Annotated in this window: 23 protein-coding genes and 1 riboswitch; of the genes, 17 read left to right on the forward strand and 6 right to left on the reverse strand. The window is 72.3% G+C overall.

Translation table 11 applies throughout. The features are described from left to right. Positions 1-34: 34 nt before the first annotated feature. Positions 35-229, reverse strand: a complete 195-nt coding sequence (locus BJF86_RS05535; protein WP_187345593.1) for a hypothetical protein — start codon at positions 227-229, stop codon at positions 35-37. A gap of 86 nt (positions 230-315) precedes the next feature. On the opposite strand from BJF86_RS05535, the gene BJF86_RS05540 reads away from it, so the two are divergent. After that, complete coding sequence (locus tag BJF86_RS05540; protein WP_237768091.1) at positions 316-876, forward strand: NADPH-dependent FMN reductase; 561 nt, start codon at positions 316-318, stop codon at positions 874-876. Here the strand turns inward: BJF86_RS05540 and BJF86_RS05545 are convergent. Then, positions 854-1657 carry a hypothetical protein gene (locus BJF86_RS05545; protein ID WP_075817261.1) on the reverse strand — a complete coding sequence of 268 codons (804 nt, stop codon included), beginning with the start codon at positions 1655-1657 and terminating at the stop codon, positions 854-856. The two genes, BJF86_RS05540 and BJF86_RS05545, sit on opposite strands and share 23 nt — an antisense overlap. Before the next feature lie 309 nt (positions 1658-1966). Here BJF86_RS05545 and gatC point away from each other — a divergent pair, with 309 nt between their 5' ends. The 9 genes from gatC to BJF86_RS05590 all read left to right on the forward strand — a co-directional run bounded on the left by gatC (position 1967) and on the right by BJF86_RS05590 (position 12737). Further along, the gene (gatC, locus tag BJF86_RS05550; protein ID WP_075810851.1) at positions 1967-2263 is read left to right on the forward strand and encodes an Asp-tRNA(Asn)/Glu-tRNA(Gln) amidotransferase subunit GatC; all 297 of its coding nucleotides are present in this window, start codon (positions 1967-1969) and stop codon (positions 2261-2263) included. 1 nt (position 2264) lies between these two features. Next, the gene (gene gatA, locus BJF86_RS05555) at positions 2265-3815 is read left to right on the forward strand and encodes an Asp-tRNA(Asn)/Glu-tRNA(Gln) amidotransferase subunit GatA (RefSeq protein WP_075817262.1); all 1551 of its coding nucleotides are present in this window, start codon (positions 2265-2267) and stop codon (positions 3813-3815) included. Continuing rightward, complete coding sequence (gatB, locus tag BJF86_RS05560) at positions 3812-5368, forward strand: Asp-tRNA(Asn)/Glu-tRNA(Gln) amidotransferase subunit GatB (protein WP_075817263.1); 1557 nt, start codon at positions 3812-3814, stop codon at positions 5366-5368. The genes gatA and gatB overlap by 4 nt, the downstream gene beginning before the upstream one ends. A gap of 8 nt (positions 5369-5376) precedes the next feature. Further along, positions 5377-6321: an NAD(P)-dependent oxidoreductase gene (locus BJF86_RS05565; protein ID WP_075817264.1), complete on the forward strand. Its 945-nt coding sequence runs from the start codon at positions 5377-5379 to the stop codon at positions 6319-6321. Positions 6322-6558: 237 nt separating this feature from the next. Beyond that, positions 6559-9405: a cell wall-binding repeat-containing protein gene (locus BJF86_RS05570; protein ID WP_158068377.1), complete on the forward strand. Its 2847-nt coding sequence runs from the start codon at positions 6559-6561 to the stop codon at positions 9403-9405. A 138-nt stretch (positions 9406-9543) separates the two neighbouring features. Continuing rightward, positions 9544-10068 carry a SixA phosphatase family protein gene (locus tag BJF86_RS05575; RefSeq protein WP_075817266.1) on the forward strand — a complete coding sequence of 175 codons (525 nt, stop codon included), beginning with the start codon at positions 9544-9546 and terminating at the stop codon, positions 10066-10068. Positions 10069-10124: 56 nt separating this feature from the next. Then, a complete protein-coding gene (locus BJF86_RS05580) occupies positions 10125-11048 on the forward strand; it encodes an ABC transporter ATP-binding protein (RefSeq protein ID WP_083652733.1) in 924 nt (307 codons plus the stop codon). After that, positions 11041-11898 (forward strand): ABC transporter permease, encoded by an 858-nt coding sequence (locus BJF86_RS05585; protein ID WP_075817270.1) that lies wholly within the window; start codon positions 11041-11043, stop codon positions 11896-11898. The genes BJF86_RS05580 and BJF86_RS05585 overlap by 8 nt, the downstream gene beginning before the upstream one ends. Next, positions 11895-12737, forward strand: a complete 843-nt coding sequence (locus BJF86_RS05590; RefSeq protein ID WP_414819931.1) for an ABC transporter permease — start codon at positions 11895-11897, stop codon at positions 12735-12737. Before BJF86_RS05585 ends, BJF86_RS05590 begins: the two co-directional genes overlap by 4 nt. Before the next feature lie 14 nt (positions 12738-12751). On the opposite strand, the gene BJF86_RS05595 is transcribed toward BJF86_RS05590, so the two are convergent. Next, positions 12752-13618 carry a hypothetical protein gene (locus BJF86_RS05595; protein WP_075817272.1) on the reverse strand — a complete coding sequence of 289 codons (867 nt, stop codon included), beginning with the start codon at positions 13616-13618 and terminating at the stop codon, positions 12752-12754. A 289-nt stretch (positions 13619-13907) separates the two neighbouring features. On the opposite strand from BJF86_RS05595, the gene BJF86_RS05600 reads away from it, so the two are divergent. Next, entirely contained in the window at positions 13908-15008 is a 1101-nt protein-coding gene (locus BJF86_RS05600; RefSeq protein WP_075817274.1) for a branched-chain amino acid aminotransferase, read from the forward strand. Between the two features lie 48 nt (positions 15009-15056). Here BJF86_RS05600 and BJF86_RS05605 read toward each other — a convergent pair whose 3' ends face one another. After that, a complete protein-coding gene (locus tag BJF86_RS05605; protein WP_075817275.1) occupies positions 15057-15938 on the reverse strand; it encodes a 3-methyladenine DNA glycosylase in 882 nt (293 codons plus the stop codon). 81 nt (positions 15939-16019) lie between these two features. Continuing rightward, positions 16020-16086: riboswitch (guanidine-III (ykkC-III) riboswitch) on the forward strand. Positions 16087-16107: 21 nt separating this feature from the next. Here BJF86_RS05605 and BJF86_RS05610 point away from each other — a divergent pair. Genes BJF86_RS05610 through murI form a run of 5 tightly spaced genes read left to right on the forward strand, consistent with a single transcriptional unit; the run spans position 16108 to position 18815 of the window. Then, positions 16108-16443, forward strand: coding sequence for a multidrug efflux SMR transporter (locus BJF86_RS05610; protein WP_321166150.1), 336 nt, complete (start codon positions 16108-16110; stop codon positions 16441-16443). A gap of 43 nt (positions 16444-16486) precedes the next feature. Beyond that, complete coding sequence (locus tag BJF86_RS05615; protein WP_075817277.1) at positions 16487-17266, forward strand: fumarylacetoacetate hydrolase family protein; 780 nt, start codon at positions 16487-16489, stop codon at positions 17264-17266. A 31-nt stretch (positions 17267-17297) separates the two neighbouring features. Continuing rightward, the gene (locus BJF86_RS05620; RefSeq protein WP_022924336.1) at positions 17298-17549 is read left to right on the forward strand and encodes an antitoxin; all 252 of its coding nucleotides are present in this window, start codon (positions 17298-17300) and stop codon (positions 17547-17549) included. Beyond that, positions 17546-17974: a TA system VapC family ribonuclease toxin gene (locus BJF86_RS05625; RefSeq protein WP_075817279.1), complete on the forward strand. Its 429-nt coding sequence runs from the start codon at positions 17546-17548 to the stop codon at positions 17972-17974. Before BJF86_RS05620 ends, BJF86_RS05625 begins: the two co-directional genes overlap by 4 nt. A 13-nt stretch (positions 17975-17987) precedes the next feature. After that, the gene (murI, locus tag BJF86_RS05630; RefSeq protein WP_075817281.1) at positions 17988-18815 is read left to right on the forward strand and encodes a glutamate racemase; all 828 of its coding nucleotides are present in this window, start codon (positions 17988-17990) and stop codon (positions 18813-18815) included. Here murI and BJF86_RS05635 read toward each other — a convergent pair. Both BJF86_RS05635 and BJF86_RS05640 read right to left on the reverse strand, forming a co-directional pair. Next, a complete protein-coding gene (locus BJF86_RS05635) occupies positions 18809-19186 on the reverse strand; it encodes a type II toxin-antitoxin system VapC family toxin (protein WP_075817283.1) in 378 nt (125 codons plus the stop codon). The genes murI and BJF86_RS05635 overlap by 7 nt on opposite strands. After that, on the reverse strand, positions 19183-19434 hold the full coding sequence (locus tag BJF86_RS05640; RefSeq protein WP_075817285.1) for a ribbon-helix-helix protein, CopG family: 252 nt from the start codon (positions 19432-19434) through the stop codon (positions 19183-19185). The genes BJF86_RS05635 and BJF86_RS05640 overlap by 4 nt, the downstream gene beginning before the upstream one ends. Before the next feature lie 131 nt (positions 19435-19565). Here BJF86_RS05640 and BJF86_RS05645 point away from each other — a divergent pair, with 131 nt between their 5' ends. Continuing rightward, positions 19566-21137, forward strand: a complete 1572-nt coding sequence (locus BJF86_RS05645) for an inorganic phosphate transporter (protein WP_143553698.1) — start codon at positions 19566-19568, stop codon at positions 21135-21137. The last annotated feature ends 32 nt before the right edge of the window (positions 21138-21169 follow it).

Raw genomic sequence — 21169 nt, forward strand, 5'->3', positions numbered from 1 at the left:
CACCGCCGGCGCTCACGACGAGCGGGAGGAGCTCTCAGCCGCGCCCCTGCTCCGTGAACGGCCGGACGCTGGAGGCGTCGCCGATGCTGTCGTGCGTGATGACGCCGAGGCCGCCCTCCCGAAGCAGCAGGATGGTGTGCACCGGCTCGAGCGACCCGTGCCCGGCACCGCGCGCGGCCTCGTGCAGGTCGGCCTCGATGAGACGGTGCCGCCGCAGCGCGCGCTCCACCGGGCGACCGTCGGCACAGAGCACGACCGGCGGGTGGTCGACGCCCCGTCCGGAATGTCCCGTGCCGGGTGGTGGTTGACGCCCTGGTGAGCGACCAGACCACCCCCACGACCCTGCTCGTCCTCCTCGGCAGCCTGCGCGCCGACTCGTCCAACCGGCGGCTGGCCGAGGCGGCGATCGCCCAGCTCCCGGCAGGCATTGCGGCCCACGTCAGCGTGCTGCCCGCGCTGTTGCCGCACTACGACCAGGACCTCGACGGCGACGACGTGCCCGAGGCCGTGACGACGTTCCGCGCGGAGGTGGCCGCCGCCGATGCGGTGCTGGTCGTCACCCCCGAGTTCAACGGCAGCCTGCCGGGCGTGCTCAAGAACGCCATCGACTGGGCGTCCCGCCCCCGCGGCTCGGCGCCGCTCGCGGGTATGCCGGTGGCCGTTCTGGGCGCGGCCGCGTCACCGCGCGCCGCGCAGTGGGCCCGCGAGGACGCCGTCCGCGTGCTCACCGTGGCCGGTGCCCGGCCGCTCGAGGCCACCGTGGGGCTCGGCTCCTCGCTGGAGGCCTTCGACGGTGAGGACCTGCTTGAGGCCGACGTCCTGGCGGCCGTGGCCGAGACGGTTCGGAGCCTGGTCAGCGAGCCGCTGGCGGCCTGAGCGGCTCGTCGACGGCGTGGTCCTCGTTGCCGAAGCTGTTGCCGGTCCCGTCGCCGTCCTGCGGGGAGACGTCCACGACGATCCCGGTCCGCACGTCGAGGATCACGAGGTATGCCGTCGGCAGGCTCTCCCGCGGCGTCGCCAGGGTGGGGTCGTCGGGGCCGTTTTCCAGCAGCCGGCTGGCCACGCTGTCCAGCAGCGGGCAGCAGCCGCACCGGGGGTCGTAGGTGTCGACGAGCGGACGGCATACCGCCTGCCAGGTGCGACGCCCCCGCAGCTCGACCTCAGCGACCTCGGTCACCCCGACGCCCGGCACGCCGCCGTCCGGCTGCTCACCCGGCAGCAGGCCGTCGGCCAGCTCGACCGGGTCGAGCATGGCGGTCCACCGGTAGTCGCCCCACATCGGGTCGGAGTGGTCCTGGTGCCAGCCCCGGGGCCTCGCCGAGACCAGCCCGTCCTCGCGGAAGGTCACGCCCTCGTCCCGGCCGGGCGGGACGTAGGGCGGAGGGGGCCCAGAGGGGCGTTCCTCCCCGGGCTCCCAGGCGAAGCCCACAGCCGTGCCGTACGGCACCTCGGTGTCGGTGAAGACCTCCCGCCCGTGCCGCACCGTGAGCCGCGGCTCCTCCCGGTCCAGCCAGGCCTGCGCCGGCTCGTCCCGCGCCACGGTGCCACCGTCCTGCGCGCGGTGGGTCCAGTGCAGCGTCGTGAAGCGCCACGGCGCGCTGCGCGCCAGCGCACGGAAGTCCTCCGCGTCCGGGGTATGGGTCAGGTCGGTGCTCACGCGGCGACGCTACCGGGCTCCCGGGCAGCCGGCGACGGCTTTTCCGGCCATGGCGCGCTCACTGAGCCCCTGGACGGACCTGGGCAAGGTTGTGCACGGCATACCGCGTCGAGAGTGCTGCCTGAGGTGCTCAACCTTGCCCAGGTCCGTGTCCCGGTGCGCAACCTTGCCCAGGTCGGGTCGCCGGTCACCGTGGCGTGGTCCCGTCCCGGTGCACGACTCTGCTCAGGTCGGGCCCAGGGGTATGCGCGCGCCCGCCCCCGGTGCCGGGCAACAGGGCCGCAACGCGCGCGACCTAGACTGGCGGCCATGTCCAACCTCTCGCGCGAGGACGTCGCGCACGTCGCCATGCTGGCCCGCATCCAGCTCGAGGACGCCGAGCTCGACCGCTTCGCCGGCCAGCTCGACCAGATCGTCGACTGGGTGGGCCAGGTCGGCGAGGTGGCCTCTGCCGACGTGCCCCCGATGTCCCACCCGATGCCGCTGACCAACGTCACCCGCCCGGACGAGGTGCGCCCGAGCCTGACCCGCGAGCAGGCCCTGGCCAACGCTCCGCAGGCGCAGGACGACCGCTTCGCGGTGCCGCGCATCCTGGACGAGGAGTGAGATGAGCGACACCACCACCCACGCCGCGTCGGGCGGGGGGTCGGCCGACGCCGACCTCACCCGGCTCACCGCGGTCGAGATGACCGACCGGCTCGCCGCCGGGACCATCACCTCGGTCGAGCTGACCCAGGCCCACCTCGATCGCATCGCGCGCCTCGACCCGACGCTCCACGCCTTCCTGCTCGTCGACGCCGAGGGCGCGCTCGCCACGGCAGCCGAGGTCGACGCGGCCCGCGCCGCGGGGGAGGAGCTGCCCCGCCTCGCCGGCGTCCCGGTCGCGGTCAAGGACATCGCCTGCACCCAGGGTCTGGCCACCACCGCGGGCAGCCGCATGCTGGAGGGCTTCGTGCCGCCCTACGACGCCACCATCGTGACCCGGCTGCGCGAGGCCCGGATGCCCATCCTCGGCAAGACCAACATGGACGAGTTCGCCATGGGCTCCTCCACCGAGCACTCCGCCTTCGGCCCGACCCGCAACCCGTGGGACCTCTCCCGCATCCCCGGCGGGTCCGGCGGCGGCAGCAGCGCGGCGGTCGCGGCATACCTCGCGCCGCTGGCGATCGGCTCCGACACCGGCGGTTCGATCCGCCAGCCCGCCGCGGTCACCGGCACGGTCGGCACCAAGCCGACCTACGGCGCGGTCAGCCGCTACGGCGTCATCGCGCTCGCCTCGAGCCTGGACCAGATCGGCCCGTGCGCCCGCACCGTCGCCGACGCCGCGCTCCTGCACGAGGTCATCGCCGGGCACGACCCGTTGGACTCCACCTCGGTCGACGCGCCGGTCCCCGACGTCGTCGGCGCGAGCGCCGCGGGTGACCTGACCGGCCTGCGGGTCGGCGTGGTGCGCGAGATCAGCGGCGAGGGCTTCCAGGCCGGCGTGCAAGCCCGCTTCGACGAGGCGCTGGAGCAGCTGCGCGCGCTCGGCGCCGAGATCACCGAGGTCTCCTGCCCGCACTTCGGGTATGCCATGGCCGCCTACTACCTCATCCTCCCCTCCGAGGCGAGCAGCAACCTGGCCCGCTACGACGCGATGCGCTACGGCCTGCGCGAGGTGCCGGACGGCAGCCCGAGTGCCGAGCAGGTCATGGGTGCCTCCCGCGAAGCCGGCTTCGGCGACGAGGTGAAGCGGCGCATCATCCTGGGCACGTATGCGCTGTCCAGCGGATACTACGACGCCTACTACGGCCAGGCGCAGAAGGTCCGCACCCTCATCGCCCGCGACTTCGAGGCCGCCTTCGAGCAGGTCGACGTGCTGGTCAGCCCGACCGCGCCGACCACGGCCTTCCCGATCGGCGACAAGACGCAGGACCCGATGGCGATGTATCTCAACGACATCGCGACGATCCCCGCCAACCTCGCCGGGGTGCCCGGTATGTCGATCCCGTCCGGCACCGCCGACGAGGACGGTCTGCCCGCCGGGCTGCAGATCCTCGCCCCCGCGATGCAGGACCAGCGCCTGTATGCCGTCGGCGCGGCCCTGGAGGCCAGGCTGCGCGAGGTGCACGGCGGCTACGTCATCGAGCAGGCTCCCGAGATCGAGGTGGAAGCATGAGCACGACCGCGACCCGCGAGGCCGTCGTCCCGTTCGAGGACCTGGTGACCCGCTACGAGCCGGTGATCGGGCTCGAGGTGCACGTCGAGCTGGGCACCGCGACCAAGATGTTCTGCGGGTGCGCGACCGAGTTCGGGGCCGAGCCCAACACCCAGACCTGCCCGGTGTGCCTGGGCCTGCCCGGCGCGCTGCCGGTGGTCAACGGCACCGCGGTGGAGTCGGCGATCCGGATCGGCCTGGCGCTCAACTGCGAGATCGCGCAGTGGTGCCGCTTCGCCCGGAAGAACTACTTCTACCCGGACATGCCGAAGAACTTCCAGACCAGCCAGTACGACGAGCCGATCGCCTTCGAGGGCCATCTGGACGTCGAGGTGCCCCCGCGTGACGGGGTCGACGAGGAGCCCTTCACCTTCCGCGTCGAGATCGAGCGGGCGCACATGGAGGAGGACACCGGCAAGTCGACCCACGTCGGCGGCTCGACCGGGCGCATCCACGGCGCCTCTCACAGCCTCGTCGACTACAACCGCGCCGGCATCCCGCTCATCGAGATCGTCACCAAGCCGCTCACCGGCGCGGGCGAGCGGGCCCCGGAGGTCGCGCGCGCCTACGTCGGCGCGCTACGCGACCTGCTGCGCGCGCTGGACGTCTCCGACGTCAAGATGGAGCAGGGCTCGCTGCGCTGCGACGCCAACGTCTCGCTCATGCCGACCGGTGGCGAGCGCTTCGGCACCCGCACCGAGACCAAGAACGTCAACAGCCTGCGCTCGGTGGAGCGGGCGGTGCGCTACGAGATGACCCGGCACGCCGCGGTGCTCGACGCCGGCGAGACGATCCTGCAGGAGACCCGGCACTGGCACGAGGACACCGGGATCACCACCTCCGGTCGCCCCAAGTCGGACGCCGACGACTACCGCTACTTCCCCGAGCCCGACCTGGTGCCGGTCGCCCCGACCCGCGAGGACGTCGAGCGGCTGCGCGCCACCCTCCCGGAGAACCCCGCCGAGCGGCGCCGGCGGCTGCAGGGGGAGTGGGGGTATGCCGATCTCGAGATGCGCGACGTCGTCAACGCCGGCGCGGTCGAGGTCATCGAGGAGACCGTCGCCGCCGGCGCGACGCCCGCCGCCGCGCGCAAGTGGTGGATGGGCGAGCTGGCCCGCCGGGCCAAGACCGCGGGTGCGGAGGGAGGCGCTGTCGACCTGCTCGACCTGGGGGTCACCCCCGCCCACGTCGCCGAGCTCGACGGCCTCGTCACCGGTGGCCGGCTCAACGACTCGATGGCGCGGCAGACGCTGGACGGCGTCCTGGCCGGCGAGGGCGCGCCGACCCAGGTCGCCGACGCCCGCGGCCTGGAGCTGGTCCAGGACGACGGCGCGCTGCAGACCGCTGTCGACGAGGTCATCGCCGAGAACGGCGACGTCGTGGAGAAGATCCGCGGCGGCAAGACCCAGGCGGTGGGTGCCCTCATCGGCCAGGTGATGAAGAAGATGCGCGGCCAGGCCGACGCGGCGAAGGCGCGCGAGCTCATCCTCACCACGCTCGGCGTCGAGGGCTGAGCGCTGGTATGCCCTCCCGCCCGCCCGTCGCGGCCGTCCCCGAGGAGCTGCTGCCGTACCTCGGGGAGGTGGCGGGGGTCGAGGTCCTGCCCTACGACCACGAGGACCCCAACACGGTCCCTGGTGGCGGCCGGGATGTCGACGTCCTCGCGCTGTCGATGATCGCCGGGCCGTGGCTGCGGCGGATGGACGAGGTGCCGGGTCTGCGGGCCGTCGTCCTGGCCTCGGCCGGCTACGAGCACGCGCTGCCCTACCTGCCCGGCGGGGTCCAGCTGGCGAATGCCGTGGGCGTGCACGACACGGCGACCAGCGAGCTCGGGCTCGCGCTCGTCCTCGCCGCGCAGCGGCACCTGCCGCACCACGTGCTGCGCCAGGCGCAGGGCGTGTGGGACCGCTCGGCTCCCGGCCCGTGGCGCTCGCTGGCGGACTCCAGGGTGCTCGTCGTCGGCTACGGCGGCATCGGGACCGCGCTCGCCCGTCGGCTGCTGGCGTGCGAGTGCGAGGTCGTGGCGGTCGCGAGCACCGACCGGGACGGTGACGACCTCGTCGGCCGGGTGCACGGCATCGAGCACCTGCCGGACCTGCTGCCCGCCGCGGACGTCGTGGTCCTGACCCTGCCGCTCACGGACGCCACGCACGGACTGCTCGGTGCGAGGGAGCTGGCGGCGCTGCCGGACCACGCTCTCGTGGTCAACATCGCCCGGGGCCCGGTCGTCGACACCGACGCCCTCCTCGCGGAGTGCGCGTCCGGCCGGCTCCGGGCCGCCCTGGACGTCACCGACCCCGAGCCGCTGCCCGACGGGCACCCGTTGTTCTCCACCCCGGGGGTGCTGGTCGTGCCGCACGTCGGGGGAGCCTCACCGGCCTCGCTGCCGCGCATGGGAAGTTACCTCCGGTCCCAGCTCGAGGTATACCGGGACACGAGACAGCTGCGCCACACCGTCGGTAGTTGAGCATTCACCCACCGCCTGACCTGCACAGATGCATCTCCAGGTGAACATCTGGCCCCAGCGTCCCCTGACCCTTGCGCCAACCTACCGACCTCGGTATATGGTGCATGGAGCCGGTGCCCATGGAAGGCGGCGGCTCCACCTGCCGGTCGCCTCGCCGCGATCTGGCGTGACACTGAAACAGGGGTTAGTGCAGTGACGCAACGGACAACGTCGGGGGCACGCCGCGCCCTGGCCATGGTGGCTGGGATCAGCCTCGCGGCCGGACTGGCGCCAGCAGCCGCCTCCGCGATCGACGGGCCGGCACCGGCCGGGCCGGTCAGCGCGACCGGTGACTTCCAGGACGGCACCTACATCGTGGTGCTGAACGACCTCCCGCTGGCGACCAACCCGGGCACCGCCGGGTCGGCCCTGGCCAAGACCGACACCACCTCGGCCGACGCCGTCGCCTACACCGACCGGCTCCTCGCCCAGCAGGACGCCGTCCTGCAGGGTGTCGCCGCCGAGCCGACCTACCGTTACACCGTGGCGCTCAACGGCTTCTCCGCGACGCTGACCGCGGCCGAGGCCGCATCGCTGTCGCAGCGCTCCGACGTGGCTTCGGTGACGAAGTCCTCGCTGCGCCAGCTGCAGGAGGTCGTCAACGGCCCGGACGGCGGCATGCCGCAGCCGGACACCGAGATCTCCCCCGACGTCCTCGGCCTGCGTGGTCAGGGCGGCGTGTGGTCGCAGGTCGGTGGCCCGCTGTCGGCCGGCGCCGGCACCGTCGTCGGCGTCATCGACTCCGGCATCGCCTTCGACAACCCCGCCTTCGCCGGCGAGGGCATCCCCGCTCCGCCGGCCTCCTGGTCCGGCGAGTGCGAGACCGGCGAGGGCGACGACGCCGGGGACTTCCCCGCGTCGGCCTGCACCAACAAGCTGGTCGGTGGCCGCTACTTCGTCGAGGGCGCCCGCAGCTACGGTCTCGAGGTCGCCGAGGAGGACAGCGTCAGCCCGCTCGACACCGACAACCACGGGTCGCACGTCGCCGGCACCGCCGCCGGCCGTGAGGTCTCGGTCGAGGACACCGGTGGCAACACCTACGAGATGGCCGGCATGGTGCCGGGTGCTCACGTGGCCGCCTACAAGGTCTGCTACGACTTCAGCAACGGCACCGCCGGATGCGCTCCCGAGGACTCCATCGCGGCGATCGACGCCGCCGTGGCCGACGGGGTCGACGTGCTGAACTTCTCCATCAGCGGTGACCCGGAGACGCTCGAGGACCCGGTCGACCTGGCCTTCAAGAACGCCGCCGCTGCCGGGGTCTTCTCCGCCGCCTCCGCCGGCAACTCCGCCGGGGACGGCGTGCCGGTCGCGCACCTGGGCCCGTGGCAGACCACGGTCGCCGCCGCCGCGCACCGCGAGGAGGACGGCCCCGTCCCGTCCGTCGGCTCCTTCTCCGGCCGCGGCCCGATCTCCGTGGACGCCGAGGACCAGACGATCCTCAAGCCGGACATCGGCGCCCCCGGCATCAACGTGCTGGCCGCCTACGCCAGCGACGCCGACGGCCCGAACTGGGGCTACCTGACCGGGACTTCCATGTCCTCCCCGCACATCGCGGGGCTGGGTGCCCTGCTGGCCGCGGAGTACCCGGACTGGTCGCCGATGGCCATCAAGTCGGCCATGCAGACCTCTGCCGCTGACTACGCCAACGCCGAGAGCAACCAGGCCTTCGTCGGCGGCACCGGTTTCGTCGAGCCGCGCGACTTCCTGAACCCCGGCCTGGTCTTCGACTCGACCGAGGCCGACTGGGACGCCTTCCTGGCCGACCCGAGCACGGGCTACGACCTCAACGCGGCCTACGTGCACATCCCGCAGCTGGGCACCGAGCCCACCACGGTGACCCGCACGGTCACCAACCCCGGGAGCGCCGACGCCACCTTCGAGGCCTCCTTCGCCGGGCCGGACACCCTGTCCGTCACGGTCGAGCCCGCCTCGGCCACCGTCCCCGCAGGCGGCACCGCGGAGGTGACCATCACGGTCGCCAACACCGGCGCCCCGACGGACGAGTGGCAGGAGGGCGACCTCAGCTGGACCTCGGGCGACACGGTCGTCGAGATCCCGGTCCTGGCCCGCGGCCAGGTCGCCGGTGAGGACCCCGGTCCCGAGCCCGACCCGATGGTCGAGCGCGTCTTCGGCTCGGACCGCTACGACACCGCCGCCGAGATCTCCGCGCTCTACCCGGACATCGAGACGGTCTACGTCGCCTCCGGCACCGGCTTCGCCGACGCCATGTCGGGCTCGCCGGCCGCCAGCCAGGGCCTCGTGCCCCGGATGATGACCACGCCGGACGGTGACCCCGCCCCGGTGCTGCTCACCAAGAACGACCGGCTGCCGAACACCACGGCGGCGGCGCTGGGCGAGCTCGACCCGAGCAACATCGTCATCCTCGGTGGTGACGGCGCCGTCAACGGCGACGTCGAGGCCGAGCTCGCCAGCTACGGCGAGGTGACCCGGGTCGAGGGGACGGACCGCTACGAGACCTCCGCCAACCTCGCCATGATGTTCGGTGGGGACGTCGACACGGTCTACCTCGCCTCCGGTGCGGATGCCGCCTACGCGGACGCCCTGACCGGTGCGGCCCGTGCGGGCAGCGAGACCGCTCCGGTCCTGCTGACCCGTCCGGACATGGTGCCGGCCGCCACGGCCGAGGCGCTGGCGACCCTGAACCCCGACAACGTCATCGTCCTCGGTGGTGAGGGTGCGGTGAGCGACGCCGTCTACACCGCGGTGCAGGCGGACGACCGCATCGCGGGCGCTAACCGCTACGAGACCGCTGTCGCGATCTCGCAGGAGCACGAGCCCGACGTGGAGATCGTCCACATCGCCTCGGGCCGTGACTTCCCCGACGCCCTGGCCGGCTCCGCGCTCGCGGGCACCCAGGACGTGCCGGTGCTGCTCACCAAGCCCGACCAGCTCCCGTCGGCCACGCTGGCCGAGCTGGAGCGGCTGAGCCCGGAGCGGGTCGTCATCCTCGGTGGCACCAAGGCGGTGTCGCAGGACGTCGAGGACCGGCTCAACGAGGAGTACCCGGGCTGGGTCGGCTGAGGCTGACCTGACCGGCCGGGTCTCCCGGCACGCATGACCTGCAGGGCCGGGGCGGGTATCCGCCCCGGCCCTGCGGCGTCCCCGCGTGGGCATGCGGGACGATGGTCGAGCCCGCGGAGCGGGCCAGGAAGGAGAGACATGCGCACACTGGTGCTGGTCCGACACGCCAAGGCGGAGACCACTCCGTCCGGCCCAGGAGGCGACCACGCCCGGACGCTGGTGGCCCGCGGCCGCCGGGACGCGGCGGCGCTGGGGGAGATGCTGCGCGACTCGGGTCTCCTCCCGGACCTCGCGGTCGTGTCCACCGGGGCGCGGGCACGACAGACGCTGGAGTCGATGCTCGGCGACGACGGCGTCGAGACCTGGCCGACGAGGCGGGTCTACGACGGCGGCCTCGACGGGGTCCTGGAGGCGGTGCGGGAGGTGCCCGACCACGTCGAGGTGCTGTGGGTCGTCGGGCACGAGCCGGTCATGTCGACGTCGGCGTGGGAGCTCGCCGACCCGGGGCGGACCGGGCCGGCGCTGCGCGAGGCGATGTCGAGCGGTATGCCGACCGCCACCGCCGCGGTGCTCGAGCTGGACGTCCCGTGGTCCGAGGTGGATCTCGGCTGCGCGCTCCTGGTGGGCAGGCATACCGGACGGGGTGAGGAGCCGGACGGGTGACACGCGGGCGCAACACCGGCTGACGTAGCGAGTCCGGCGACATAGGGTGGGTCGTCGTGCCAGCAGTGATCACGGCCCGGGGGCTGCGCAAGACCTACGGCGACGTCCACGCCGTCGACGGGATCGACCTGGAGGTCGAGGCGGGGGAGAGCTTCGGGCTGCTCGGTCCCAACGGCGCCGGCAAGTCCACGACCATGAGGATGATCGGGGGCACCCTGGACCGCACGAGCGGGTCCTTGGACGTGCTGGGCCTGGATCCCGGCGTCCGGGGCCCGGCGGTCCGGGCCCATCTGGGGGTGGTCCCGCAGCAGGACAACCTCGACGAGGAGCTGCGGGTCCGGGAGAACATCGTGATGTACGGCCGCTACTTCGGGCTGTCCCGGTCCTTCCTCGCGGCGAAGGCCGACGAGCTGCTGGCCTTCGCCCAGCTGGAGGCCAAGGCGCAGGAGAAAGTGGTCAACCTGTCCGGCGGCATGAAGCGACGGCTGACCATCGCCCGCGGCCTCGTCAACGAGCCGCGCATCCTGCTGCTGGACGAGCCGACCACCGGTCTGGACCCGCAGGCCCGGCACGTGCTGTGGGACCGTCTCTTCCGGCTCAAGGAGTCCGGCACCACGCTGGTCGTGACGACGCACTTCATGGACGAGGCGGAGCAGCTGTGCGACCGGCTGGTCGTGGTCGACCACGGGCGCATCGTGGCGCACGGCTCGCCGGCTCAGCTCATCCGCGAGCACTCGACGCGGGAGGTGCTCGAGCTGCGCTTCGGGTCGGCCCGCAACGCCGCCGTGGTGCAGCAGCTGGACGGGGTGGGGGAGCGCCACGAGGTGCTGCCCGACCGCATCCTCGTCTACGCCCCGGACGGCGAGGCGGCGCTGGAGGAGGTCACGGGCCGGGGTCTGCACCCCACGACCTCGCTGGTGCGTCGGTCCTCGCTGGAGGACGTCTTCCTCCGGCTCACCGGGAGGTCGCTCGTTGAGTGAGGTCGACAACGCCCTGGTCACGACCGGCGTCGGGGGTGCCCCCGCCCACACCGAGATGGCGGCGCGGGCGCGACGCTCCGGCATCTGGTTCTACGCCGAGACCGTGCTGCGGGGCATGCGCGCCTTCGCGCTGCCCATCGCCCTGTATGCCGTGGCCCAGCCGCTGCTCTACATGATCGCCCTCGGGGTGGGCCTGGGGGCGCTCGTCGACCGCGGCGTCGGGTCGGTGGCGGGCGTGGACTACCTCGTCTTCGTCGCCCCCGCGCTGCTCGTCTCGACCGTCGTCATGTCGGTCTCGGCGGAGATGACGTTTCCCGTCATGAGCGGCTTCAAGTGGAACCGGCTCTACTACGGGCCCGTCGCCTCGCCGCTGGAGCCGAGCCAGGTGGCGCTGGGCCACTTCACCGCGGTGATGCTGCGCTTCCTGGCGCAGGGCCTCGTCTTCTGGCTGGTGATGCTCGCCTTCGGCGCCGCGCCGGCGGGGTGGGTGCAGTCGGTCCTGGTGGTGCCGGTCGGCATGCTCGCGGCGGCGGCCTTCGGCGCGCCGCTCCAGGCGTATGCCGCGACCCTGGACGACGGCTTCCAGTTCTCGCTGATCCAGCGTTTCGTCGTCATGCCGATGTTCCTCTTCTCCGGCACCTTCTTCCCGCTCTCGGCGATGCCGGGCTACCTGCACTGGATCGGCTGGATCTCCCCCGTGTGGCACGGCACCGAGCTGGCCCGCTGGGCGTCCTACGGTGCCCACCTGCCGCCGCCGCAGGCCGCGGTCCACCTTCTGTTCCTGCTCACCTGCTCCGCGCTCGGCCTGTGGTGGGGCGTGCGGACCTACACCCGCAGGTTGCGCTCGTGAGCACGGCGACCGGCGGTCCTCGCGAGGTCCCGGCGAGGGTGCGGACGGGCATACCGGTGCTCGCGTCGCTGTCCTCGGGCAACGTGCGCTCGGTCGTGGAGCGCAACGCCAGGGTGATCCGCAACCAGAACGGCGTCATCCTCGTCTCCGGCTTCTTCGAGCCGGTGCTCTACCTGCTCGCGATGGGGCTGGGGATGGGTGCGCTGGTCGGCGAGGTCAGCGGGCCGGGCGGGGAGCCGGTCGAGTATGCCGCCTACATCGCCCCGGCGCTGCTCGCGACCTCGGCGATGAACGGGGCGGTCTACGACTCCACCTGGAACGTCTTCTTCAAGCTGCGGCTGTCCAAGCTCTACCAGGCGATGCTGCAGACCTCGCTGGGGCCGTTGGACGTGGCGCTCGGGGAGATCCTCATGGCGCTCTTCCGCGGTCTGCTCTACGCCCTGGGCTTCCTCGGGGTCATCGCCGTGCTCGGCCTGGTGACGTCGTGGTGGGCGCTGCTCATGGTGCCGGCGGCGCTGGTCATCGCCCTCGGCTTCGCCGCCTTCGGCATGGCGGTCACGAGCTATCTGACGACGTTCCAGCAGATGGACCTCGTCAACTTCGCGCTGCTGCCGATGTTCCTCTTCTCCGCGACGCTCTACCCCATCGCGATCTACCCGGAGTGGATCCAGTGGCTCATCATGGCGATGCCGCTGTGGCACGGGGTGGAGCTCATGCGGGCACTCTCGGTGGGCTATCTCGACACCTCTACCGTGGTGCACGCCGGCTACTTCGTGGGGATGACGGTGGTCGGGCTGGTGCTGACGACGCTGCGGCTGCGGACGCTCTTCCTGCGCTGACCGAGGTGGGGGCCTCAGCGCAACCAGCTGGTCATCTGCCGCACCGCGCGACCGGCGCGCTCGAGCGGGTGGGCTCCGGCGGCCGCCTCCCGGCGGGAGGTCGCTGCCGGCTCGCTGGCTGCCTGCCCGGAGGGACCGTGGTGGCTGGCGAAGCCGGCGGAGTAGATCTGGTCGACGTGGGTCTTGAGCTCGTGGACCAGCGCGACGTAGGCGACCTCGGGCTCGACGCCGCGTGCCGCCAGCTCGTCGTAGGCGGACTCCAGGGCCTCCTGCAACGGCGTCTGGACGCGCTCGCGGGCAGCCTCCATGGCCAGGGCCTCGTGCTCGACCGTCGTGACGATGGCGCCCGAGCGCAGCGCACCCATGGCCGCGGCGTAGGCGGTCACCGTGGCCCACGCCGCGCCGCTGCGGTCGTGCTCGACCGCCACCAGGGCGGGGCAGCCGCGACCGTCGAGGTACTCCTCGCGCACCCGGTCGCCGTCGCCGATGGTGCGGAGCATGGCGAGGTCCACGCCCGTGGGGACGGTCAGCCGGCCGGTGTGCACGGCGTCCGCGCCGGTGACGACGACCAGGTCGCCGGGCTCGGTGTGCTCCTGCACGAGCCGTTGCACGGTGTCGATGTCCTGCTCACCGCGCGCGCCGCCGGGCACCAGCACGATGTCGCACCGCTGCACCGCCTCCTGCGGTGGGACGATGGGCAGGCCCTCGATCTCGGCGCGGGCCGCCAGCCGGCTCTCCGGGTCGGTGCCGACCCAGACGTCGACCCCGCTGTCGCGCAGGTTGAGCGCGTGCGCCGCGGCGACGGCGTCGAAGCCCAGCACAGCCACCTGGCGGTCCTGGAGCAGGGTCAGGTCGGCGCTGTCCGGGTCGAGGGTCGTCACGGCGCCTAGCCTACGAGTGCGTGCCGGGCCTGCTGGGTCCGGCCGTGTGCCCAGGGCCCGAGGGGGTATGCGTGACGGAGCCGACGATGCTTGTGCGCGGCGTCGTGCGTCTCCTGGGGACGCAGGCGTGCCCAGAAGCACGCGTGCGACACATGCTTCGGCGCACGACGAAGCACCTTCGTGCGGGCGGCGTGGGATCAGGCATACCCGGAGGTCAGCGGTCCAGCATGACGCTGCGTCAACCTTGCCGCTGGCGGTGACGCCTCGTCAGGTGGATACCCTGACGCCCATGACCCAGACAGCGTCGTCCCCGTCCTTCGCCGTCACCGAGGTGAGCGACCGTCGCTCGCCCGAGGAGATCGCCGAGCTGCTGCGCAACCCGGGCTTCGGCAGCCTGTTCTCCGAGCACATGGTGATGGTCGAGTGGGACCGGGAGCAGGGCTGGCACGACGCCCGGGTGGTGCCCTACGGGCCGATCCCGCTGGACCCCTCGGCCGCGGTCTTCCACTACGCGCAGGAGATCTTCGAGGGGATGAAGGCCTACCGGCACGAGGACGGCACGGTCTGGACCTTCCGGCCCGAGCGCAACGCCGAGCGCTTCAACAACTCGGCACGGCGCCTGGCCATGCCCGAGCTGCCGCCGACGCTCTTCCTCGACGCGATCAAGGAGCTGGTCAGCCTCGACGAGGCCTGGGTCCCGGGCGCCGACGCGGGTGAGATGTCGCTCTACCTGCGGCCCTTCATGATCGCCACCGAGGAGGCGCTGGGGGTGCGACCCAGCAACCGCTACCTCTTCAGCGTCATCGCCTCCCCGGCCGGCGCCTACTTCTCCGGCGGGCTCACGCCGGTCAGCCTGTGGGTCAGCGACCAGTACGTCCGCGCCGCGGCGGGGGGCACCGGGGCGGCCAAGTGCGGTGGCAACTACGCCGCGTCCCTCGCGAGCCAGGCCGAGGGCATCGAGCACGGCTGCGACCAGGTGGTCTTCCTCGACGCGGTGGAGCACCGCTACGTCGAGGAGCTCGGCGGGATGAACCTCTTCTTCCTGTATGCCGACGGCCGGGTCGTCACCCCCGAGCTCACCGGCACGATCCTCCCGGGGGTGACCCGCTCCTCGCTGCTCGACCTGCTCCGCGAGCGCGGCCACCAGGTGGAGGAGCGCCGCTTCACCCTCGACGAGTGGCGCGACGGGGTCGCCTCGGGGGAGATCACCGAGGTCTTCGCCTGCGGCACGGCGGCCGTCATCACGCCGGTCGGGCGGCTCGCGTGGAGCGGCGGCGAGCTCGACATGCCGGAGGAGCACAAGCTCACCGAGGACCTGCGCGCCGAGCTGCTCGACATCCAGTACGGCCGGGCCGAGGACCGGCACGGCTGGCTCTACCAGCTCGTCTGAGCGCGACGGAGTGGACCTCGGGTCACCGGACCGTCGCCTCGGCGCACCTCAGCCCAGCTCCGGTCCGAGCCCGTCGAGCACGTCCAGCAGCCGCTGGCGCAGCGCGTTCGACCGGCGGGCGAAGGCGCGCTGCGCCTCGGCATACTCGCGCTTGCCCTCGGTCGTCTCGATACGCACCGGCGCGTAGCCCAGCTCGCGCAGGTCGTAGGGCGCCGCCCGCATGTCGAGCTCGCGGAGGTCCCGGGCGAGCAGGAAGGCGTCGAGAGTGAGGTCGCTGGGCACCGCGGGGGCGAGCTTGAAGCACCACTTGTAGACGTCCATCCCCGCGTGCAGGCAGCCCGGCTGCTCGTGCTCGACCTGGCTCTCCCGGGTCGGGCGCAGCGCGTTGCGCGGGGCGGCCTCCGGGGTGAAGAAGCGGTAGGCGTCGAAGTGCGAGCACGCGACCTGGTGGCCCTCGACCACCGCGTCGGTGCCCTCGCGCCCCAGCCGCAGCGGCCAGTCGTGCCTCGTCTCGTCGGCGCGGTAGACCATCGCCCACTCGTGCAGCCCGAAGCAGCCGAAGCGTCCCGGCCGGGACAACGTCGCGGTCAGCAGGTCGCGGACGAAGCCGACGGTCCGGCCCCGTCGGCGCACGAAGCCGGCCACGTCGAGGTATGCCGTCCCGCTCCCGTCGACGAGATAGCCGCTCCACGCCGCGCGCTCGTGGGCGTGGGCGAGACCGACTCCCGGCCCGGGGTGCCAGCGCGCGAGCTGCGCCGGGCGGAAGGCGTAGTACTCCCAGAGGAAGTCGTCGACGGGGTGGGTCCGCCCCTCCACCTGGCGGGCGAGGCGGCCGGCGGTCAGGGCGTCCACGGCTTCCGCGTGCGCCGTGGCGCGCGCCCGCCATACCTCTGCCTCGAGGAGCTGGAGGTTGGTGGTGGGGGTCGGCACGGCGGTCCAGCCTAGCGCCGACCCGGTGTTGCGAGGCCGCCCGGAGCTGGCTCCTGCCGTCGCCCGTGTGAGATTCTTGACGTGGATGCCCGCGGTGGGCGGTTCCCCGGACGAGGCACGTCGTACCCGGCTCCGACGACGACGTGGCGCGCCCGGGGAGGGCGTCATCATGGTGGCCATCTCCTGGATCGTCCTCATCCTGTCCGGTGTCCTCGAGAGCGTCTGGGCCGCGGCCCTCACCGCCTCGGACGGCTTCACCAAGCTGTGGCCCAGCGTGCTCTTCGGCGTCGCGCTCGCCGTGAGCATGATCGGGCTCGGCTGGTCGCTGCGGACCATCCCGCTCGGCACGGGGTATGCCGTCTGGGTGGGGATCGGTGTCGTCGGCACCGCGCTCTGGGGGATCTTCGCCCTGGGTGAGCCGGTCTCGGTGGCCCGCGTGATCTGCCTGGTCGCCATCGTCGGCGGCATCGTCGGGCTGCAGCTCACTGGCTCGGGCGGCCACTGACGCCGCGCTCGGACGGTGGCGCGGCACGGCATACCCTGGCGGTATGCGTATCTGCCGCTTCACCGACGGTGACGACCCCCGCTTCGGCCTGGTCGACGGGGCCGGGGAGCGGATCGCCGAGATCTCCGGCGACCCGCTCTACACCAAGATCGACCTGACCGGCGAGACCTTCGACGTCGCCGACGTGCGGCTGCTGGCGCCGGTCATCCCGCGCAGCAAGGTGGTCGCCGTGGGCCGCAACTACGCCGACCACGCGCGCGAGATGGGCAACGAGCTGCCCGCCGAGCCGATGATGTTCTTCATCCCCAACACCTCGGTGTGCGGCCCCGGCGACCCGGTCGTCATCCCCCCTTTCGCGACCGAGATCTCCTACGAGGCCGAGCTCGCCGTCGTCATCGGGCGGATGTGCAAGGACGTCGCGGCGGAGGACGCCGCGTCGGTGATCTTCGGCTACACCTGCGCCAACGACGTCACCGCGCGCGACCTGCAGCGCGGCGACGGGCAGTGGGCCCGCGCCAAGGGGATGGACACCTTCACCCCGCTGGGGCCGTGGCTCGAGACCGACCTCGACACCTCCGACCTGCGGATCTCGTGCACGGTCGACGAGGAGGTGCGCCAGGACGGCACGACCGCCGACATGCACTTCGGCATCGGCGAGGTCATCGCGCACGCCTCGGCCGCCTTCACGCTGCTGCCGGGCGACGTCATCCTCACCGGCACGCCCGCGGGGGTCGGTCCGATCACCGCCGGGCAGCGGTGCGAGGTAGAGATCGAGGGCATCGGGACGCTCGCCAACCCCTTCGTGGCCGGTGACGCATCTTGATGCCACACGCACGATGCATCATGATGTCTCCATGAGGACCACGCTGACCCTGGACGCGGACGTGGTCCGGCTGCTCGAGCAGGCCGTCCATGACCGGCGCACCTCCATGAAGAGCGTCGTCAACGACGCCCTGCGGCAGGCCCTCCGACCAGCGCAGGCTCCCCGCCCCTACCGCGTCGACGTGCACCACAGCGAGCTGGTGGTCGGGGTCGACCCAGCACGACTCAACCAGCTCGCCGACGAGCTGGAGGACGAGACGATCGTGGACAAGCGCCACCGATGATCGTCCCCGATGTCAATGTCCTCCTCTATGCGCACGTCGATGCCTTCCTGGAGCACGACCGAGCCCGTACGTGGTGGGAGGAGACCTTGTCGGCGGGCCGGCCCGTGGGCCTGGCGCCCGTCGTGGTGTTCGGCTTCATCCGCATCGCGACCAGCCGTCGAGTGCTCACCCGACCGTTCAGCGTCCAGCAGGCGCAGGCCGTCGTCGAGTCGTGGCTCGCTCAGCCAGGCGTCCAGATCCTGGAAAGCGGGAGAGAACACCTCGGCCGCACGCTCGAGGTCCTGACGGGTGTCGGCACGGCCGCGGCGCTGACCACGGACGCCCAGATCGCCGCCCACGCCTTCATCGAAGGTGCTGCGGTCGCGACGCACGACACCGATTTCGGCCGCTTCGCCGACCTGGACGTCGTGGACCCGGTCCGATGATCGGGCGTCGATCATGACCGAGGCGCCCATCGGGGTCTTCGACTCCGGCTTCGGCGGGCTCACGGTCGCCCGCGAGGTGCTGGACCAGCTGCCGCACGAGTCGGTGCTCTACCTCGGCGACACCGCGCGCACCCCCTACGGGCCGCGCCCCATCGCGCAGGTCCGCGAGTTCTCCCTCGAGTGCCTGGACCGGCTGGTCGAGCACGGGGTGAAGGCGCTGGTCATCGCGTGCAACAGCGCGTCCGCCGCGGTGCTCGCCGACGCCCGGGAGCGGTATGCCGTCCCCGTCGTCGAGGTCATCCGACCCGCCGTGCGGCGCGCGATGGCGGTGACCCGCAACGGGCAGATCGGGGTGATCTCGACGGCTGCGACGCACCAGTCACGGGCCTACCTCGACTCCTTCGTCGCCGCCCCGCCGACCGTGCAGGTGGCGAGCCAGCCCTGCCCGCGCTTCGTCGAGCTGGTCGAGGCGGGGGTGACGAGCGGTCCGGAGGTGATCGAGGTGGCGCGCGACTACCTCGCGCCGCTGCAGGAGCGCGACGTCGACACCCTCATCCTGGGGTGCACGCACTACCCGTTGCTCACGCAGGCGCTGCAGTACGTCCTCGGCGAGCAGGTCCAGCTCGTCTCGTCCGCGGCGGCGACCGCGGCCGACCTCTTCCGGGTGCTCACCGACTCCGGGCTGCTCGCGGCGCAGGACAACGAGCCGGTGCACCAGTGGCTCACGACCGGCGACCCGTACGGCTTCCACTACCTGGCGCGCCGCTTCCTCGGACCGGAGGTGGAGCAGGTGCACCGCGCCTTCGTGGGGCGGGCCGACGAGCGGCTCGCCGCTCAGTAGGGTGCCGCGAGGTCGGGAAACATGGGGAAGTGCTTGACGTTGCGCGTCAGCAGCGGGACCTCGAGGTGCACCGCCGTGGCGGCGATGACGAGATCGGCGGTGTCGATGCCGCGGTGGCTGGGCAGCCAGCGACGCCCGAGATCCCCAGCCAGCTCTGCGAGGCCGGTGTCGACGGGGTGCCAGGTGAGGGTGGAGAGAAGGCTCTCGGTGGCCCGCCGCTCGCGAGGGCGCATCCCGCAGAGCACCTCGGCTCGCGTGATCTCGCTGGCGTGAACCGGTCCGGCCCGGCGGCAGGACAGCAGCAGCGAGGTCGCGGCAGCGTCGCCGCACAGCGTGTCGATGAGCACGGAGGTGTCGACGAGCGCGGTCATGCCTTCTCACGCAGCCGAGACCCGGAGCGCAGCGTCTCGACGTAGCCGGCGCCGTCGACGTCGCGACCGACCCACGCACCGCTGGCCGAGGAGATGGCCGCGATGTCGTCGTCGGCGTCGCGGCCCGCGCCGTAGGTCTGGTTCACCGCATCGCGGATCAGGCGGGACAGCGACAGCCCGGTGCGGGCGGCTGCGGCGTCGAGCAGGCGCCGATCCTCTGCCGTGAGGGAGATCTGCGTCCGTTGCATGATGTAAGACTACATCACTCTGGGCCCGGTGGTCTCTGCCCGGTGGCTCGTCGTGACCCCACCGCCGCGCGCCACGGTGGGTTAGTGTTCACCGGACGTTCGACCGCACGACAGGCGAGAGCAGGTGACCGGTGACCCAGGTGGACTTCCGGCCCGTGGAGAAGGCCACCAGGAGCACCGCCGGAGAGGTGGGGCGGATCGGCGTCGCCATCCTCTTCATCGTCGGCGTGATCGTCTTCACCGGTGCGGCCTTCGGGCACGTGGAGCAGGCATACCTGCTCATCGCGGCGGCCGTCATCGGCGGCTACATGGCCCTCAACATCGGCGCCAACGACGTCGCCAACAACGTCGGCCCGGCCGTCGGCTCGATGGCGATGACCATGGCCACCGCCATTGGCATCGCCGCGGTCTTCGAGGCGGCGGGGGCCATCATCGCCGGCGGCGACGTCGTCGACACCGTGAAGAACGGCATCATCGATCCGGACAGCATTGCCGACCCGCAGATCTTCGTCTGGGTGATGCTGGGCTCGCTGCTGGGGGCGGCGCTCTGGCTCAACATCGCGACCTTCATGGGGGCCCCGGTCTCGACCACCCACGCCATCGTCGGCGGGGTGCTCGGCGGCGGCGTGGCCTCCTCCGGCTGGGCGATCGTCAACTGGGACGTCATGGGCTCGATCGCCATGAGCTGGGTGATCTCGCCGCTCGTGGGGGGTCTCATCGCGGCGGGCACGCTCTACCTCCTCAAGCGCACCGTCCTCTTCCGCGACGAACCGGTCGACGCCGCGACCCGGGTGGTGCCGCTGCTCATCGCAGTCATGGCCTGGGCGTTCGCCACCTACCTGGCGCTCAAGGGCCTGTCCAACCTGGTCAGCATCTCCTTCCCGGTCGCGCTGGTCGGAGGGCTGGTGATCGCGGTCATCACGTATGCCGTCGTCCGCCCCATGGTCATCCGCGCCGCGCCCGGGCTCACGCAGGACACCGAGGGGGTCAACAGCCTCTTCACGATCCCGTTGATCTGCGCCGCGGCGCTGCTGAGCTTCGCGCACGGCGCCAACGACGTTGCCAACGCGGTCGGGCCGCTGGCCGGCATCGTCGAGGTGCTCGACGGGGGAGCGGCCGGGGGTGAGGCCGGCATACCGCTCTGGGTGCTCGTCATCGGTGCCGTGGGCATCTCGGTGGGTCTGGCCCTCTTCGGCCCCCGCCTCATCCGCACCGTCGGGTCCGAGATCACCGACCTGGACCGCTCCCGGGCCTTCTGCATCGCGCTGGCCGCCGCCGTCACGGTCATCGTCGCCAGCCAGCTCGGCCTGCCGGTCAGCTCCACCCACGTCGCGCTCGGCGGCATCTTCGGCGTCGGCTTCCTCCGGGAGTTCCTCGACGACCGGATGAACCGGGCGATCGAGAAGGTGCTCCGCGCCCACCGCGACGACACCGACTTCGCCAAGGTCGAGGGGATGCTCGAGGCCTTCCGCGAGGCGCGGCCCGAGGACAAGCGGCGGATGCTGGACACGCTGCAGGAGATGGGCTCCGAGGCCGTCATCACCGCCGCCCAGGGCAAGAAGCTGCGCAAGGCGCTCAAGCGCCAGCTGGTCCGCCGCTCGCACATCCTCAAGATCGCCTCCGCCTGGGTCATCACGGTCCCGGTGGCGGGGCTGCTCTCGGCGCTGTTCTTCTTCGCGCTGCGGGGGATGCTGCTCCCCTGACCGGGGAGCGCCGAGGCGGCTCGCGGCGCTGC

Origin of the sequence: Serinicoccus sp. CNJ-927 (assembly GCF_001942435.1) — a bacterium.
Taxonomy (GTDB): Bacteria; Actinomycetota; Actinomycetes; order Actinomycetales; family Dermatophilaceae; genus Ornithinicoccus; species Ornithinicoccus marinus.